Source organism: Sphingomonas gei (assembly GCF_004792685.1).
In the GTDB taxonomy this organism is placed as follows: Bacteria; Pseudomonadota; Alphaproteobacteria; order Sphingomonadales; family Sphingomonadaceae; genus Sphingomonas; species Sphingomonas gei.
Genome location: NZ_SRXT01000007.1, coordinates 315,923 through 331,389 on the forward strand (window position 1 = coordinate 315,923; position 15,467 = coordinate 331,389).

A 15,467-nucleotide genomic window follows, 5' to 3' on the forward strand; every position below is an offset into this window, starting at 1 on the left:
ATGACGAATCATCAACCCGTTAACATCGTGATGATCGAGGATGACGAAGGCCATGCCCGTCTGATCGAGAAGAATATCCGCCGCGCGGGCATTTCGAACCGCATCCACCACTTTACCGACGGCACCACTGCGCTCGACTATCTGTACCAGTCGCCCGAGGGCCCGGCGCAGAACGGCCCGGCGCTGATCCTGCTCGACCTCAATCTGCCCGACATGAGCGGCATCGACATCCTCGCGCGGATCAAGGCCGAGGGCAGTCCGCTCAAGCGCACGCCGGTGGTGGTGCTGACCACGACCGACGACAAGGTCGAGATTCAGCGCTGCTACGATTTGGGGTGCAACGTCTACATCACCAAACCGGTCAATTACGAGAGTTTCGCCGACGCAATTCGTCAGTTGGGCCTGTTCCTGTCGGTGATCCAGGTGCCCGACATCGGGGACGCCGATTGAGCACGGCCCCGGCCCATATTCTCTATATCGATGATGACGAGGGGCTGCGACGGCTGGCCCAGCGCGGGCTGACGCGTCGCGGCTTCACGGTCAGCCTCGCGGCGAGCGGCGCCGAGGGCGTCGAGATGGTGCGCGCCGGCGGCTACGATCTCGTCGCAGTCGACCATTACATGCCCGGGCAGGATGGGCTGGTGACGCTCAACCTGCTCCACGCGCTGCCCGATTGCCCGCCGGTAGTCTATGTCACCGGATCGGAGGAAACGCGGATCGCAGTGGCCGCGCTGAAGGCCGGCGCGGCCGATTATGTGGTCAAATCACTGGGTGACGATTTCTTCGACCTGCTAGCCAGCAGCTTCCAGCAGGCACTCGAGAAGGTCCGGCTACGCCATGCCAAGGAAGCGGTGGAAGCCGAACTGCGCGCGAGCAACGCCCGGCTCGAGGCGCTGCTCGGCGAAGTCAATCATCGGGTGTCGAACAGCCTCCAATTGGTCTCGGCATTCGTCCACATGCAGGCCTCGGTGCTCGACGACCCGGTGGCGAAGAACGCGCTGACGGAGACGCAGCAGCGGATCCAGGCGATCGCGCAGGTGCATCGCCGGCTCTACACCTCGGGCGACGTCGAATTCGTGGCGATGGACGATTATCTGCGCGCCCTGGTCGCCGAACTCGAACAGACCTGGTCGACTCCGGCGTGCCCCCGCACGCTGCGGCTGACCGCCGAGCCGATCAAGCTCAAGACCGATCGCGCGGTTTCGCTCGGGGTGATCGTCAACGAACTGGTGACCAATGCCTGCAAATATGCCTATGGCCCGGCGCGCGGCGGTGAGGTGCGGATCAACCTTTCGCGCGCTTCAAACGGGCACTTCCACCTGAGCGTCGAGGATGACGGGATCGGCATGCCCGCGGACGGACGGATCCAGGGAACCGGACTCGGCACCAAGCTGGTGCGGGCGATGGCGAGCAGCCTCCAGGCGAAGATCGAGTTCGATCCAGCGCATGCCGGGGTGCGCACGACCTTGAGCGTTCCGTACTGAGTCCGGTGGCTATCCAGGTCCGGTTGGGATCAGTATGGCCTAACTTGCGTTATACTTCCGAACCGAATGAGGAATTCCGGCTTGGTGGAGAAGGCGAATTTGGGGGTGCCCGGGCTGGACGACATCACGTCCGGCGGACTGACACGGGGTCGATTATTTCTCCTCGAAGGTAGCCCGGGCACGGGCAAGACGACGATCGCGACGCAATTCCTGCGGGCGGGAGCGGAGGCGGGCGAGCGCTCGCTCTACATCACGCTCTCCGAGACCGAGGACGAGCTGCGTGCAGGCGCGGAGTCGCATGGCTGGACGTTCGACGGCATCGACATCTTCGAGCTGGTGCCGCCCGAGAGCCTGCTCGATGAGGAACAGCAGCAGAGCCTGCTCTATTCGTCGGACTTGGAATTGGGCGAGACGACGCGGCGGATCTTCGAGGCATTCGAGAGGACCAATCCGCAGCGCGTGGTGCTCGACAGCCTCTCCGAAATACGGCTGCTCGCGCAGTCCTCGTTGCGCTATCGCCGCCAGATCCTAGCGCTCAAGCACTATTTCGCGCGCAGCGGCGTGACCGTGCTGATGCTCGACGACCTTTCGAGCGAGGCCAATGACCGGACGATGCACAGCGTCGCGCACGGGGTGATCCGGCTCGAGGAACTATCGCCCGAATATGGCTCGGAGCGGCGGCGATTGCGGGTGATCAAATATCGCGGCCAGCGCTATCGCGGCGGCTATCATGATTTCGTGATCGATACCGGCGGCGTGCGCGTGTTTCCGCGCCTTGTCGCGGCCGAGCACAAGACCGAGTTCAGCCGCGACGTGCTCGAAAGCCAATCCGCGGGGCTCAACGCGCTGCTCGGCGGCGGCGTCGAGCGGGGATCGAGCACGCTGATCCTCGGTCCTGCCGGCACCGGCAAATCGCTGCTGACGCTGACGTTCATCGCTGGCGCGCTGGCGCGCGGCGAGCACGCGGCGATGTTCGTGTTCGACGAGGAACTGGGGCTGTTGTTCGAACGCGCCAAAGGAGTCGGGTTCGATCTCCAGGCAATGGTCGACAGCAAGCGGCTGCTGATCGAGCAGGTCGACGCGGCCGAGCTCACCCCGGGCGAGCTTTCACAAAAAGTGCGGCACTGCGTCGAGAACGGCGGGGCCAAAACCGTGGTGATCGACAGCCTCAACGGCTATCAGGCGGCGATGCCCGAGGAGCAGGCGCTGGTGCTGCACATGCACGAGCTGCTGCAATATCTGAATCGCCAGGGCGCATCGACTTTCCTCACCGTGGCGCAGCATGGGTTGGTTGGCGACATGAAATCCCCGGTGGACGTTACGTATCTGGCCGACACGGTGATCCTGCTCCGCTATTTCGAGGCGACAGGGCGCGTGCGCCGCGCGATTTCGGTGATCAAGAAGCGGACCGGCGCGCATGAGGACACGATCCGCGAATACCGCATCGACAAGCGCGGCGTCACCTTGGGCGAGCCGCTGATGGAGTTCCAGGGGGTGCTGCGCGGCGTGCCGACGCTGATCGGCGAAACCAACCGCCTGCTCGAAGCGGATCCCATTTGATTCCGGCGCACTCCGAACGCGCGCTGATCCTCGCGCCACAGGGCCGGGACGCCACGGTGGCGCTGGCGATGCTCACCGAGGCGGGGCTGCATGGTATTGTCGTGCAGTCGGTTCCGGAACTCGTGGCCTTGCTTGGCGAGGGCGCCGGGCTCGCCTTGGTCACCGAGGAAGCGCTGACCGGCGCCGACCTCAGTGCGCTGGCCGATTGGATCAACGATCAGTCCGAATGGTCCGATTTCCCGTTCGTGCTGCTGACCCAGCGCGGCGGCGGGCTGGAGCGCAATCCGGCGGCGGCGCGCTACCTGCAATTGCTCGGCAACGTCACTTTTCTCGAGCGGCCGTTTCATCCGACGACTCTGGTCAGCTTCGCCCGCGCGGCGATCCGCGGGCGGCGCCGGCAATATGAGGCGCGGGCGCGGCTCGAGGAATTGCACGAGCTCGCCACCGGGCTCGAACAGCGGGTGGAAGAGCGCACCGCCGAGCATCAGGCCGCGGTGGCCCAGCTCCACGAAGCACAGAAGCTCGAGACGCTCGGCCAGCTGACCGGTGGCGTCGCGCACGACTTCAACAATCTGCTGACTCCGATCATGGGGGCGCTCGACATGCTCCAGCGCAAATATGGCGATAGCGACCCCCGGTCGGCACGGCTGATCGACAATGCGTTGCTCTCGGCCGAGCGCGCCAAGACGCTCGTCCAGCGCCTGCTCGGCTTCGCGCGGCGCCAGACGCTGGAAACCAAGGCAGTCGACTTGGGCGGGCTGATCGACGGGATGCGCGACTTGATCGCGAGTTCGATCGGCCCCGAGATCGACTTGCGCATCCGCCACGGCGCCGATCTGCCCGCCGCCGTCGCCGATCCGAACCAGCTCGAACTCGCGATCCTCAATCTGTGCGTCAACGCGCGCGATGCGATGAACGGCAACGGCACGCTGACGATCGTCGCCGATCAGCTCGCGTTCGGACCGGGGTCGCAGCCGCGTCTCACGCCGGGGCTCTACGTGCGGCTGTCGGTGATCGACACCGGATCCGGGATGGATTCGGAGACGCTCGCGCGCGCAGTCGAGCCGTTTTACTCGACCAAGGAGACCGGACGGGGCACCGGGCTGGGGCTGTCGATGGTGCACGGCCTCGCCGCGCAGCTGGGCGGCGGCTTCGCTTTGTCGAGCGAGCCCGGACGGGGCACGCGCGCCGACCTCTATCTGCGGGTGGCCGAGGGCGGCGTCGCGCGCGATTCGGTCGATCGGCGGCGGCAGCCGCTGCTGGCGAAAGGCCGGGCGCTGTCGGTGCTGCTCGTCGACGACGAAGAGCTCGTCCGGGTGGGCACCGCGGAGATGATCCGCGACCTTGGTCACGAAGTCACGCATGCGAGCGGTGGCGTGGAGGCGCTCGCGCGGCTGGATGCGGGGCTGCGGCCCGACGTGATCATCACCGACTATAAGATGCCGGGGATGGACGGTGCCGAATTGGCCAGGCGGATTCGCGACACGCTTCCGGAAATCCCAATCCTGCTGATCACCGGCTATACCGGCACGACCGAAACCACCTACGGTCTGCCGCGGCTTTCAAAGCCGTTCGGACAGGCCGAGATCGCGATGGCGCTGGCCGGCTTGGTCGAACCCGATGACAAGGTTGTGCGCCTGCAGACGGGGCGGCGCGGCACCAAGCGCTAGAGAATCAGCCACATCGCCGCAGCGCTGGCCGCAGCGGCCGCCAATGCCACCACGACATAGCGCCAGCCACCGCCGACGCGGACGACTTCGATCTGCCGCAGTGGCGGGGCAGGGGGCGCGCCGCCGGGGGCGGGATAGCGCAATTCGATGTTGCGGATCAGCTCGGGGAGTCGGGCCAAGGTGCGCAGATCGGTGATGATCCGGTCAGCGATCGCGGCCTCGGGGCCGAGTTCGGTGCGGATCCATTCGCGGACGAACGGCGCGGAGGTCTCCCAAAGGTTGATCTCGGGATCGAGCCCGCGCGCGACGCCTTCCACCATCACCATCGTCTTCTGGAGCAGCAGGAGGTGCGGCTGGGTCTGCATGTCGAAGTCGCGGGTGATGTTGAACAGCCCGTCGAGCATCGCGCCGACCGACATGTCCTTGACGGGGAGCCCGCGCATCGGCTCGCCGACGGCGCGCAAGGCCGTGGCGAACTCGGCGACATTGTGGTGCGCCGGGACATAGCCCGCCTCGAAATGGATCTCGGCGACGCGCTTGTAATTGCCGGTGATCAGCCCGTAGAGGATCTCGGCCAGCCAGACGCGCGCGCGGCGGTCGATCCGGCCCATGATGCCGAAGTCGATCGCGGCGATGCGGCCGTCGGCGAGCGCGAACAGATTGCCCTGATGCATGTCGGCGTGGAAAAAGCCCTCGGCGATCGCCTGGCGCAGGAACGCGCGGATCAATTTGCCCGCAAGCGCCGTGGTGTCGTGCCCGGCGGCGACCAGCGCGCTGCGGTCCGACAGCTTGATCCCGTCGAGCCATTCGAGGACGAGGACCTTGCCGGTGGTGCGTTGCCAATCAATGGTGGGCACGTAGAAATCGGGCTCGGCGGTCATGCCCTCGGCGAGTTCGGACGCCGACGCGGCTTCGCGGCGCAGGTCGAGCTCGCGCGCGGTCCAGCGCTTGAAATGCTCGATGATCAGCCGGGGGCGGAGGCGTGCGGCCTCGCCGCCCATGCCCTCGACTTGCGCGGCTGCCCATTCATAGGTCTCGATCGCCTTGGCGAACTCGGCCTCGATGCCAGGGCGGAGCACCTTGACCGCGACGTGGCGGCCGTCGGTGGTCACCGCGCGGTGGACCTGCGCGATCGACGCGGCACCGACCGGGGTTTCATCGATGCTCGCGAAGAAGGCGTCGAGGGGGCGGCCATACGAATTTTCGATGCGCTCGCGGATTATCGCAAAGGGGAGCGGGGGGAGCGCGTCCTGGAGGCGGAGCAAATCGTGCGCCGCGGCCTCGCCGACGAGATCGGGGCGTGTGGCGAGCGTCTGGCCGAGCTTGATCGCGGCGGGGCCGATCGCCTGAAAGGCGTCGGCGTAGCGCGGCACTTCCGGAAGTTGCGCGCCGATGCGTAGGATGCGCGCGAGACGACGAACGGGCTTCGGTGCATTGGAGTCGCGCTCGATGCCGCGCAGCGCGCCGTGACGTGCGAGGATACGGCCCCATTTGAACAGACGGTAGAGGTGGATGGGGGGGGCGGTCACTAGCCCCTCCGCTTCAGGGGAGGAGTTGGGGTGGGGCGGTGCCCCAGGCGACAGGCTCGGGGAGACGGCCAGGCCCCACCCCCAACCCCTCCCCTGAAGCGGAGGGGCTTGAGACGAAGAAGGCGCATCAAATCTTCCAGCCGCTATGAATCGCGACCAGCCCGCCGAGCAGCGGCTCGACCCGGGTCTGGGTGAATCCCGCATCGCGGATCATCGCCTCGAATTCGGGCATCGGCGGGAAACGGCGAATCGATTCGATCAGATAGCGATACGAATCCGAGTCGTTCGCAAGCAGCTTGCCGAGCCGCGGCACGAGATGGTGCGAATAGGCGTCGTAGACCTGCCCGAAGCCGGGCCACTGCGTCGTCGAGAATTCGAGCACGTAGAAGCGGCCGCCGCGTTTGAGCACCCGGTGCGCCTCGCGCAGCGCCTTGGGGATGTCGGTGACGTTGCGGATGCCGAAGGCGATCGTATAGGCGTCGAAGAACCTGTCGGGCCATATCAGCGTCTCGGCATTGGCTTCGCTCCACACCAGCCCGTCGATCCCGCGCTCCGCGGCGCGCTCGACGCCGACGGCGAGCATCTCGGGGTTGATGTCGGCAACGGTGATCGCCGCGCCCGAGGGCGCCATGCGGAAGGCGATGTCGCCAGTGCCACCGGCCATGTCGAGGATGTGCTCGCCGGCGCGCGGCTTTACCCGGCGGACGAAGAGGTCCTTCCATAGCCGGTGCAGGCCGGCCGACATCGCGTCGTTCATAAGATCATATTTGGAGGCGACGCTGGAGAAGACTTCGCCAACGCGGGCGGTCTTGTCCTCGGGGGCGATGTCTTCGTAGCCGAAGGAGACGGTGTCAGGCATGGCTGCGCTCTAGCGGGGGCGGGTGAGCGCGGCTAGGGGTTTGCCATGCCAGAGCTTCCCGAAGTCGAAACGACGGTACGTGGCCTCGCACCGGTGCTGCAGGGCGAACGGATCGAGCGGGTGACTCTCCGCCGCGGCGACCTGCGCCGGCCCTTTCCGCCCGATCTCGGCCAAAGGCTGACCGGCGCGACTGTGACCGGGCTCGGGCGGCGGGCGAAATACGGGCTGATCGACACTGACCGCGGCGACACATTGGTCTTCCATCTCGGCATGTCGGGGCGCTGGCGGATCGACCCCGACGAGCTCGGCAAGCACGATCATTTCATCCTCGAGACCGCGAAGCATCGGCTCGCGCTCAACGACGCGCGGCGATTCGGCTCGATCGATCTGGTGCCCACGGAGGGGCTGGCGGCGTGGCCGGCGTTCAAGGCGCTGGGTCCCGAGCCGCTCGGACCCGATTTCGACGCGGCGCATCTCTCCCGCGTGTTCGAGGACCGAGTCGCACCGGTGAAGGCGCTGCTGCTCGACCAGCGGGTCGTGGCGGGGCTGGGCAACATCTATGTCTGCGAGGCACTGTACCTTGCCCGAATCGCGCCGACGCGACCTGCGGGTACGATCACCAAAGCGCGGCTGGCGAAATTGGTCGTCGCGGTGCGAGAAGTGCTGGAGGCCGCGATCCGTGCGGGCGGTTCGACGCTCAGGGACTATGCGCGGCCCGACGGCGAGCTCGGCTATTTCGCCAAGGAGTGGCGGGTCTATGGCCGCGAAGGCCAGCCGTGTGAATGCGGCGGGCGGGTCGAGCGGCGAGTCGATTCGGGGCGTTCGACCTTCTGGTGCCCGCGCTGCCAGAAATGATTGACCCGAATCGCCACAGGCGTTAAGGGGCTCCCCTTTCCCGGCGTGGGCCCGTTCCGCGCCTCTCCTAATTTGAGCAGGAACGAGACGGCATGGCGAATACGCCGCAAGCGAAGAAGCGTATCCGGCGGAACGACCGCCGTGCAGAGATCAACGGTACGCGCGTCAGCCGTATCCGGACCTTCGTCAAGAAGGTCGAGGCGGCGCTCGAATCGGGTGACAAGGCCGCGGCCAGCGCCGCGCTTGCCGCGGCCCAGCCCGAGATCGCGCGCGGAGTCGCCAAGGGCGTTTTGCACAAGAACACCGCCGGCCGGAAGTTCTCACGCCTCAACAAGCGCGTGCAAGCGCTGGCCTAATCGTCACATTTTCGTAACCGTAACCCCGTCGGAGTTGCTCCGGCGGGGTTTTTCGCGTGCGCAGCAAAGGACTTGCGGGGTGTTGCGGAACGGCACGGCCTAAGTGGCGGAAAACCAACGATTCGCATGCTTCAATTTTATGAAGATTAGCGTAAGTACATGATATTTCAGGCAGAAATATGTGACATGACGCAAATCCGTGGGTTCTTCCGAGTCAACTAAACTATTTCAGTTTCTTTGCACGCTGGCCCTTGCTCGACTCAGATTTCGGTTCCTAAAACAGTCCTCCCGGAGCGTTTCGTTGCCGGGCTTAGTGAAAGCTCAACGCGCCAGCCTGGGGGTTATCCGGCTGCGGGGGGCCTTTGTTCATAGCGGGTTTAGGCGCGGAAAGGTTCTGCTTTCCGCGGAGGAAGGGTGCGTCTTTGTGACTCAAGTGCAGACTCTGGAGCGGAGCGACATGGAGGCAGTCAACAAGGCGTGGAGCCATGTGCGCGGCAACCTGCGGCGCTCTGCGGGCCAGCGTCTGTTCGACCAGTGGCTCAAGCCAGTGGTGCTGATCCAGGGCTCGACCAGCGAGGCCGTGCGCCTCGGCCTGCCTTCGTCGTTCATGACGCAGTGGGTGAAGAATCACTATTCCGAGCGCATGCTGCTCGAATTCCGCGCGGTGCTGCCCGATGTCGTGAGCGTCACCATCGAGACGATGTCCGACGAGCCCAAGCGAGTGTTGAAGGCCGAGCCGGAAGCGGCCCCCGTGGTATTGCCGCAGGGCGAGCGGCCGATTTTCGACTCGCGCTTCACCTTCGAGCGATTCGTCGTCGATTCGGCCAACCGAGTCGCGTTCAACGCCGCCAAGGCAGCAGCGCAGCCGGGGGTTCCCCAGTTCAGTCCGCTCTACCTCCATGCCGGCACTGGCCAGGGCAAGACGCATCTGATGCACGCGCTCGGCCATGCCTTTCTCGAGGCGAACCCCGAGGCGACGGCGATCTACGTCACTGCCGAGCGCTTCATGTTCGAATTCGTCCAGGCGCTCCGCAACCGCGACACGCATGCGTTCAAGACGCGGCTGCGTTCGGTCGACCTGTTGATGATCGACGATCTCCAGTTCATCGGCGGCAAGGACGCGACGCAGGAAGAGTTCTTCCACACCGTCAACGAATTCATGTCGTCCGGCAAACGCCTGGTGATCGCCGCCGACCGCGCGCCGCAGGCACTGGAAGGCTTCGAACCGCGGCTTGCCGGGCGCCTCGGTTCGGGGCTGGTGGCGGACATCAAGCCGGCCGAGCTCGAGCTGCGCCGCGCGATCGTCGTGCGCAAGCTCGAGGATATGCCGGCGGTGGCGATGCCCGACGAAGTCGTCGACTTGCTCGCGGCGCGGATCACCTCGAACGTCCGCGAGCTCGAAGGCGCGCTCAACCGGCTCGTGGCTTATGCCAATCTGTCGAACGAGACGATCACCATCGACTTCGCCGTCGCGACGCTCGGCGAAGTGCTGCGCAACGCGCAGCGGCGGATCACCATCGACGAGATCCAGCGCGCGGTATCGAGCCATTTCGAAGTCAAGCAGATCGACTTGATCTCTGAGCGCCGCGCCGTTGCGATCGCGCGCCCGCGCCAGATCGCGATGTATCTGGCCAAGCGACTCACCACGCGCTCGCTCCCCGAGATCGGGCGCAAGTTCGGCAATCGCGACCATTCGACGGTGATCCACGCAGTGCGGCGGATCGAGGATCTGCGCAGCAAGGATGTCGAGATCGACGGCGCGGTTCGTGCGCTGATGCGCTCGCTCGAGGGCTGAGCGCACACAGAGTTCCGCCTCCAGGTCGAGGCGGCTCCCCACCCCAGGGTGGGGCGGGGTGGAGGAGATGAGAGCGGGGCAACGCGATGGTCACGCCTTCACCCCAATGGAGTTTATTCGACGCGCGCTGAGTAAGGCAGTTCCCCTGCGAAAGCAGGGGCCCAGAGCGCAGAGTGCGCTGCTTGTGACCCTGGACCCCTGCTTTCGCAGGGGAACTTGCAGAGTCTTAGAGTCGATATCATACCGAAGGAATCGGTGCTTTTCCCCGTTCGCCGTGAGCCTGTCGAACGGCGCTATCCACGCACGCACCGCTGGCGGCATCGCCCTTCGACAAGCTCAGGGCGAACGGCTCGGGTGGGTCAATCTAACTGAAATCGACTAGCGTGTCGTCAGTCGCAACCCTTGCCGGCTTTGCGCACGGCCCAGCCGATCGCGCCATCGACAAGCTTCAGATGGGCAGGGTCCGACCAACTCTCGGGATTGTGGCCGAGCGCCGAATAGAAGATCCGCGCTTTGCCTTCGCAGCGCCACCAGATCAGCGCGTGCTTGTCGCCCATGCGGTGCTTGGGTTCGAGCCGCATGCCCGTCTCGTCGAGGCGGGCGAGAATGTGCGCGTCGTCGCGCGGGGGCTGGCTATAGGCATAATATTCCTCGGTCCATCGCCAGCGCGGCGGCAAATGGCGCGTCGCCGGGTGGGTGCGATCGAGCAGGATCAGCTCGGATTGCTGGAAGTGGTCGGCCCCGCCGGGGTGGCCGGTATAGCCGCCATAGCCGAGCATGGCCTGATACCAGTCCGGATGGCTGCCGTCGCCGGCCCCGTGGAGACCGACAAAGCCGTGGCCCGCGGCGATCCACGCGCGGAAGGCCTCGCGCTGATCAGGCGTGAACAGGTCGCCGGTGGCGCTGGCGAAGACGACTGCGTCGAAGCGGGCGAGCTGGGCGGGGTTGAACACGGCGGCATTTTCGGTGGCATAGCTGCTCCAGCCGCGCGCGCGGAGCCGTTTGGCAACCGCGGCGACTGCTGCGGGAATCGAATCGTGGCGGAAGCTATTGGTCTTGCTGAAGATCAGGATCGCCGGGCGGCGGAGCGCCGGCAGCTGCGGGGCGACGGTGTCGAAAGTGGGGGCGGGGCTATGTGGGTCAGGGGCGGCCTGCCCTCCGAGCAGCGCGAGCGCGCCGAGGCCCAGGACCAGTTTCACAGCCAACATCGCCTTCTCCTCTGTATTCGTCATCCGGGCGCAAGCAGTGATCTCAGCCGTATTGCGCCTCGCTTGAAATCCCGGCCTTCGCCGGGATGACGGTTATACCTGCAACCCCACCGCTTGCTGCGCCGCCTTGAGCGTCGGTGCCGCGAGCGCCTGCGCGCGTTCGGCACCCCTGGCCAGCTGGGCGCCCACCGCGGCGCGATCGCCGAGCAGCCGCTGCAATCGATCGCGGACCGGGGCGAGCACGGAAACGGCGAGGTCGGCCAGCGCCGGCTTGAATGCGCCAAAGCCTTGCCCGGCGAATTCCTCGACCACCGATTGCGGCTCGCGTTCGGCGAGCGCGGCGTAGATCGTCACGAGGTTCTTCGCCTCGGGGCGTTCGGCGAGCGCGTCGAAGCTGTCGGGCAGCAGATCGGCGTCGGACTTCGACTTGCGGATCTTCGACGCGATCGTGTCGTCGTCGTCGATCAGGTTGATCCGGCTCATGTCCGAGGGGTCGGACTTGGACATCTTGGCGCTGCCGTCGCGCAGGCTCATGATCCGCGGCGCGGCTTTCGAGATCAGCGGCTCGGGAAGCGGGAACAGCTCGACTCCGAAATCGGTGTTGAACTTGGTCGCGACGTCGCGAGCGAGTTCGAGATGCTGCTTCTGATCCTCGCCCACCGGAACGTGCGTCGCCTGATAGACGAGGATGTCGGCGGCCTGGAGCACCGGATAAGTGAACAGGCCGACGCTGGCGCCTTCGCGGTTCTTGCCGGCCTTGTCCTTCCACTGCGTCATGCGATTGAGCCAGCCCATCCGCGCGGTGCCCTGGAGGATCCAGCACAGCTCCGAATGCGCGGGGACGCGCGACTGATTGAACAGGATCGCGCGGTCGTCGATCCCGGCGGCCAGCAAGGTGGCGGCCATCTCGATCGTCGAATTGGCGAGTTCCTGCGGGGTGACGTTGCTGGTCAGCGCGTGGAGGTCGGCGAGGAAGAACAGGCATTCGCCCTCATCCTGCATCGCTACCCATTGCCGGATCGCCCCGAGATAGTTGCCGAGGTGGAGATTGCCGGTGGTCTGGATGCCGGAAACGACGCGCATGTTCACTCCTTGGGTGCCGCCTGGGCTTTGCGGCGGATCAGTGCCTTCAGGTCACTCAGGCGATAGGCCCGGGTGACGAAGCAGGCGACGACATAGATCGCGCCGCCCGCGCCGACCAGCACGCTGAGTGCCGCGAAGCGCGTCAGGATGCTGCCGGTGAGATAGGGATCGAGCAGCCGCTCCCCCGCGAACAATACGCCGCCCATCACGACCGCGGCGAGCGCGAGCCGCGGGATACGGCGCTTGAGCTGCGCATCGGCGGCGAAATGGCCGCGCTTGCCGAGCGCGCGATAGAGCATCCAGACATTGACGGTCGACGCAATCGCCGTGGCGAGCGGTGGGCCGACATGCTTGATGAGCGGGATCAGCGCGAGGTTGAGCGCAAGGTTCACGCCGACCGAGATCGTCGCGAAGCGCATCGGGGTGCGGGTGTCCTCGCGAGCGAAGAAGCCCGGCGTGAGCACCTTGACCAGCACGTAAGACGGCAGGCCGATCGAGAAGGCCGAAAGCGCCCAGGCGCAGCGCATCGTGTCGACGGACGTGAACTGGCCGTGCTGGAACAGCCCGCGCACGATCGGCTCGGCCGCGACGACGAAGGCGACGGTAGCGGGCAGGGTGAGGAAAAGCGCGAGTTCGATGCCGCGATTCTGCACGTCCATCGCCTCGGCCTCGCGCTTGGCGCCGAGCAATTTGGAGATCGTCGGGAGCAGGATCGTGCCGAGCCCGATGCCGATCATGCCGAGCGGCAGCTGGTTCAATCGATCGGCATAATAGATGTACGAGATCGAGCCTCCCGCCAGCAGCGCGCCGGCGAGCGCGGTCGAGACGATCAGGTTAATCTGCACCGCGCCTGCGCCGGCGGCGGCGGGGAGGATCAGCTTCATCAGCCGGCGGATCTCGGGATCGAGCCGCGGGCGGCGCGGCTTGAGCGAAATTCCGGCGGCGCGGCAGGCGATCCACAGCCAGCCTAGCTGGAGCAGCCCGCCGATCGGAACCGCGATCGCCTGGGCGCGCGCAGTCTCCTCCGGGGTGCCGTGGAAGAACAGCAAGGCCGAGACCATCGCGATGTTGAGCAAGATCGGCGCCGCAGCGTTGACCCAATATTTGTCGAGCGAATTGAGGATGCCGCCGAGCAGCGAGGCGAGGCTGATCAGCATCAGATAGGGGATGGTGATCCGCGACAGCTCCACTGCGAAGGCGAACTGGTCGGGCGTCGGATGCTGCTTCGAGAAGCCGCCGGCGAGCCCCCAGGTGAGCGGCCAGGCTGCGGCGAGCATCGCTGCGGTCATCACCGCGAGGAAGACGAACAGCACCGCAAGCGCCTGCTCGGCAAAGGCAAGCGCGGGAGCGAGCTCGCCGTCGCTTTCGCCGACCTTGCGGTTGAACATCGGGATGAAGGCGGAGGCGAACGCGCCCTCGGCGAAGAAGGCGCGGAACATGTTGGGCAGGCGGAACGCGACGAGAAAGGCATCCGACGCGAAGCTGGCGCCGACAAAGGTCGCCTGAAGCGAATCGCGGACCAATGCGAGGACGCGGCTGGCCAGCGTGAGGCCGCCGATCGAACCGAGGCTGCGGGCGAGTTTCATGTCGCCGCCGTCATCCCCGCGAAAGCGGGGATCCATCTCCGAACGGAATCAGGAGGGATAACGGCCGTCGCGCTGGCCGTGCATTCGGGAGATGGGCCCCCGCTTTCGCGGGGGTGACGATGATTTGTCACACTGCGCCCTATCCCCCGGAGACTGGTTTAGGCGTTGCCCGCGATCTCGCCCTGCGCGATATCGCCGGCCTGGGCGCGCTGCTGCAGGTAGATGCCGGTGAAGTCGATCGGCTCGAGCATCAGCGGCGGGAAGCCGCCGTCGCGGACCGCATCGGCGACGACGCGGCGCGCGAAGGGGAACAGGATGCGCGGCGCTTCGCCGAGGAGGAAGGGCTCCATCTGATCCTGCGGCACGTTGCGGATCGCGAACAGCCCGGCGTAGGACAAGTCGACCACGAACGCAGTCTGGTCCTCTGCCTGCGCCTTGACGTCGATCTTGAGCACGACCTCGTACACGTCCTCGCCGACCTGGCCCGAGCCGATGTTGAACTGGACGTCGATCGCCGGCGCGGTCTGCGACTGGTACACCTGCGGCGCGTTCGGATTCTCGAACGACAGGTCCTTCACATATTGCGACAGCACGCCCGCGACAGGCGCGGTATCGGCACCATTGGCTGCGGGCTCGCCGAATTCGGCGATCGTGTCGTTCTCTGCCATCGAAGATTCCTCTTTTGCCGGAAAGTTTCGCGTACCTGACGCGTTTGTTCAGCCAGCGCGCCTAGCAGGCACGCGAAGAGACATCAATCGGGCGGCGTTTTCGCGGATTTGTAACCCGCGGCGCAAAGGCCTATGTATCTCGGTATAGAGGCTCGGAGGCTCAGTGTTTTACGTTATCCTGTTCGCGATGGTCGCCGGTTTTCTGGCACTCAGGCTGTATTCGGTGCTCGGCAAGCGCACCGGACATGAGCAGGCTTTGCCCAAGCCCGCCGAGGAGCGGATCGCACCCGCACAGATGCCGCGGACGATCGACGTCACACCCGAGGTGCGCGAAGGCGCCGGCCGGCCGATCGAGGCTGGGGCCGAGACCGGGCTGCGCGCCGTCATCTCCGCCGATTCGAGCTTCGATGTCGCGCAGTTCGTCGAGGGCTCCAAGGCTGCCTACCGGATGATCCTTGAGGCCTTCTGGAAGGGCGACGAGGAGACGTTGGGCTGGCTGGTCGAGGACGACGTCCGTGGCGGCTTTGCCGAGGCGATCGCCGACCGCAAGGCCGCGGGCCATGTGCTCGACAACCGGCTGGTGGTGATCGAGCGTGCGGTGATCACCGACGCATCGGTCGAGGGCAAGCTGGCGCGAGTCACGATGCGTTTCGACGCCGATATCGCAGCCGTGACGCGCGACCAGGACGGCAATGTCGTCGCCGGCTCGCTGACCGACGCCGTCGAGACGCACGACATCTGGACCTTCGCGCGCAACCTGCGCAGCGACGATCCCAATTGGAAGCTGGTCGAGACCGACGAAGCGTAAGGGGCC

The 15,467-nt window shown here is 65.9% G+C and carries 14 protein-coding genes; 8 read left to right on the forward strand and 6 right to left on the reverse strand.

The genetic code is table 11. From position 1 onward, the window contains the following. The 4 genes from E5A73_RS18505 to E5A73_RS18520 all read left to right on the forward strand — a co-directional run bounded on the left by E5A73_RS18505 (window position 1) and on the right by E5A73_RS18520 (window position 4,714). A complete protein-coding gene (locus E5A73_RS18505) occupies window positions 1-450 on the forward strand; it encodes a response regulator (RefSeq protein WP_135965318.1) in 450 nt (149 codons plus the stop codon). Beyond that, a complete protein-coding gene (locus E5A73_RS18510) occupies window positions 447-1,484 on the forward strand; it encodes a sensor histidine kinase (RefSeq protein ID WP_135965319.1) in 1,038 nt (345 codons plus the stop codon). The genes E5A73_RS18505 and E5A73_RS18510 overlap by 4 nt, the downstream gene beginning before the upstream one ends. Window positions 1,485-1,589: 105 nt before the next feature. Further along, a complete protein-coding gene (locus tag E5A73_RS18515; protein ID WP_135965386.1) occupies window positions 1,590-3,044 on the forward strand; it encodes an ATPase domain-containing protein in 1,455 nt (484 codons plus the stop codon). Further along, on the forward strand, window positions 3,041-4,714 hold the full coding sequence (locus E5A73_RS18520) for an ATP-binding protein (protein WP_206366539.1): 1,674 nt from the start codon (window positions 3,041-3,043) through the stop codon (window positions 4,712-4,714). Before E5A73_RS18515 ends, E5A73_RS18520 begins: the two co-directional genes overlap by 4 nt. Here the strand turns inward: E5A73_RS18520 and ubiB are convergent. Together ubiB and E5A73_RS18530 are read right to left on the reverse strand one after the other, a co-directional pair. Then, window positions 4,711-6,243 (reverse strand): 2-polyprenylphenol 6-hydroxylase, encoded by a 1,533-nt coding sequence (gene ubiB, locus E5A73_RS18525; protein WP_135965320.1) that lies wholly within the window; start codon window positions 6,241-6,243, stop codon window positions 4,711-4,713. The two genes, E5A73_RS18520 and ubiB, sit on opposite strands and share 4 nt — an antisense overlap. A 127-nt stretch (window positions 6,244-6,370) precedes the next feature. Then, window positions 6,371-7,102 (reverse strand): class I SAM-dependent methyltransferase, encoded by a 732-nt coding sequence (locus E5A73_RS18530; protein WP_135965321.1) that lies wholly within the window; start codon window positions 7,100-7,102, stop codon window positions 6,371-6,373. A 45-nt stretch (window positions 7,103-7,147) separates the two neighbouring features. On the opposite strand from E5A73_RS18530, the gene mutM reads away from it, so the two are divergent. From mutM to dnaA, 3 genes are all read left to right on the forward strand, one after another. After that, on the forward strand, window positions 7,148-7,957 hold the full coding sequence (gene mutM / locus E5A73_RS18535; RefSeq protein ID WP_135965322.1) for a bifunctional DNA-formamidopyrimidine glycosylase/DNA-(apurinic or apyrimidinic site) lyase: 810 nt from the start codon (window positions 7,148-7,150) through the stop codon (window positions 7,955-7,957). Between the two features lie 92 nt (window positions 7,958-8,049). Further along, window positions 8,050-8,313, forward strand: coding sequence for a 30S ribosomal protein S20 (rpsT, locus tag E5A73_RS18540; RefSeq protein WP_135965323.1), 264 nt, complete (start codon window positions 8,050-8,052; stop codon window positions 8,311-8,313). A 424-nt stretch (window positions 8,314-8,737) separates the two neighbouring features. Further along, the gene (dnaA, locus tag E5A73_RS18545; protein WP_135965324.1) at window positions 8,738-10,108 is read left to right on the forward strand and encodes a chromosomal replication initiator protein DnaA; all 1,371 of its coding nucleotides are present in this window, start codon (window positions 8,738-8,740) and stop codon (window positions 10,106-10,108) included. Between the two features lie 389 nt (window positions 10,109-10,497). Here the strand turns inward: dnaA and E5A73_RS18550 are convergent, their stop codons facing one another. From E5A73_RS18550 to secB, 4 genes are all read right to left on the reverse strand, one after another. Then, on the reverse strand, window positions 10,498-11,316 hold the full coding sequence (locus E5A73_RS18550) for a ThuA domain-containing protein (RefSeq protein ID WP_168355988.1): 819 nt from the start codon (window positions 11,314-11,316) through the stop codon (window positions 10,498-10,500). A 93-nt stretch (window positions 11,317-11,409) separates the two neighbouring features. Then, window positions 11,410-12,399: a tryptophan--tRNA ligase gene (gene trpS, locus E5A73_RS18555; RefSeq protein ID WP_135965326.1), complete on the reverse strand. Its 990-nt coding sequence runs from the start codon at window positions 12,397-12,399 to the stop codon at window positions 11,410-11,412. Between the two features lie 2 nt (window positions 12,400-12,401). After that, the gene (gene murJ, locus E5A73_RS18560; protein ID WP_135965327.1) at window positions 12,402-13,985 is read right to left on the reverse strand and encodes a murein biosynthesis integral membrane protein MurJ; all 1,584 of its coding nucleotides are present in this window, start codon (window positions 13,983-13,985) and stop codon (window positions 12,402-12,404) included. Window positions 13,986-14,143: 158 nt separating this feature from the next. Further along, window positions 14,144-14,653 carry a protein-export chaperone SecB gene (secB, locus tag E5A73_RS18565; RefSeq protein WP_135965328.1) on the reverse strand — a complete coding sequence of 170 codons (510 nt, stop codon included), beginning with the start codon at window positions 14,651-14,653 and terminating at the stop codon, window positions 14,144-14,146. A gap of 163 nt (window positions 14,654-14,816) precedes the next feature. Here secB and E5A73_RS18570 point away from each other — a divergent pair, with 163 nt between their 5' ends. Beyond that, window positions 14,817-15,461, forward strand: coding sequence for a Tim44/TimA family putative adaptor protein (locus E5A73_RS18570; RefSeq protein WP_135965329.1), 645 nt, complete (start codon window positions 14,817-14,819; stop codon window positions 15,459-15,461). Window positions 15,462-15,467 lie beyond the last annotated feature (6 nt).

Excerpts from the sequence above, each read along its gene's own strand:
- E5A73_RS18505 (WP_135965318.1), top strand. The coding sequence starts at position 1 with ATGACGAATCATCAACCCGTTAACATCGTGATGATCGAGGATGACGAA.
- E5A73_RS18530 (WP_135965321.1), bottom strand. The coding sequence starts at position 7,102 with ATGCCTGACACCGTCTCCTTCGGCTACGAAGACATCGCCCCCGAGGAC.
- mutM (WP_135965322.1), top strand. The coding sequence starts at position 7,148 with ATGCCAGAGCTTCCCGAAGTCGAAACGACGGTACGTGGCCTCGCACCG.
- rpsT (WP_135965323.1), top strand. The coding sequence starts at position 8,050 with ATGGCGAATACGCCGCAAGCGAAGAAGCGTATCCGGCGGAACGACCGC.
- E5A73_RS18550 (WP_168355988.1), bottom strand. The coding sequence starts at position 11,316 with ATGTTGGCTGTGAAACTGGTCCTGGGCCTCGGCGCGCTCGCGCTGCTC.
- trpS (WP_135965326.1), bottom strand. The coding sequence starts at position 12,399 with ATGCGCGTCGTTTCCGGCATCCAGACCACCGGCAATCTCCACCTCGGC.
- murJ (WP_135965327.1), bottom strand. The coding sequence starts at position 13,985 with ATGAAACTCGCCCGCAGCCTCGGTTCGATCGGCGGCCTCACGCTGGCC.
- secB (WP_135965328.1), bottom strand. The coding sequence starts at position 14,653 with ATGGCAGAGAACGACACGATCGCCGAATTCGGCGAGCCCGCAGCCAAT.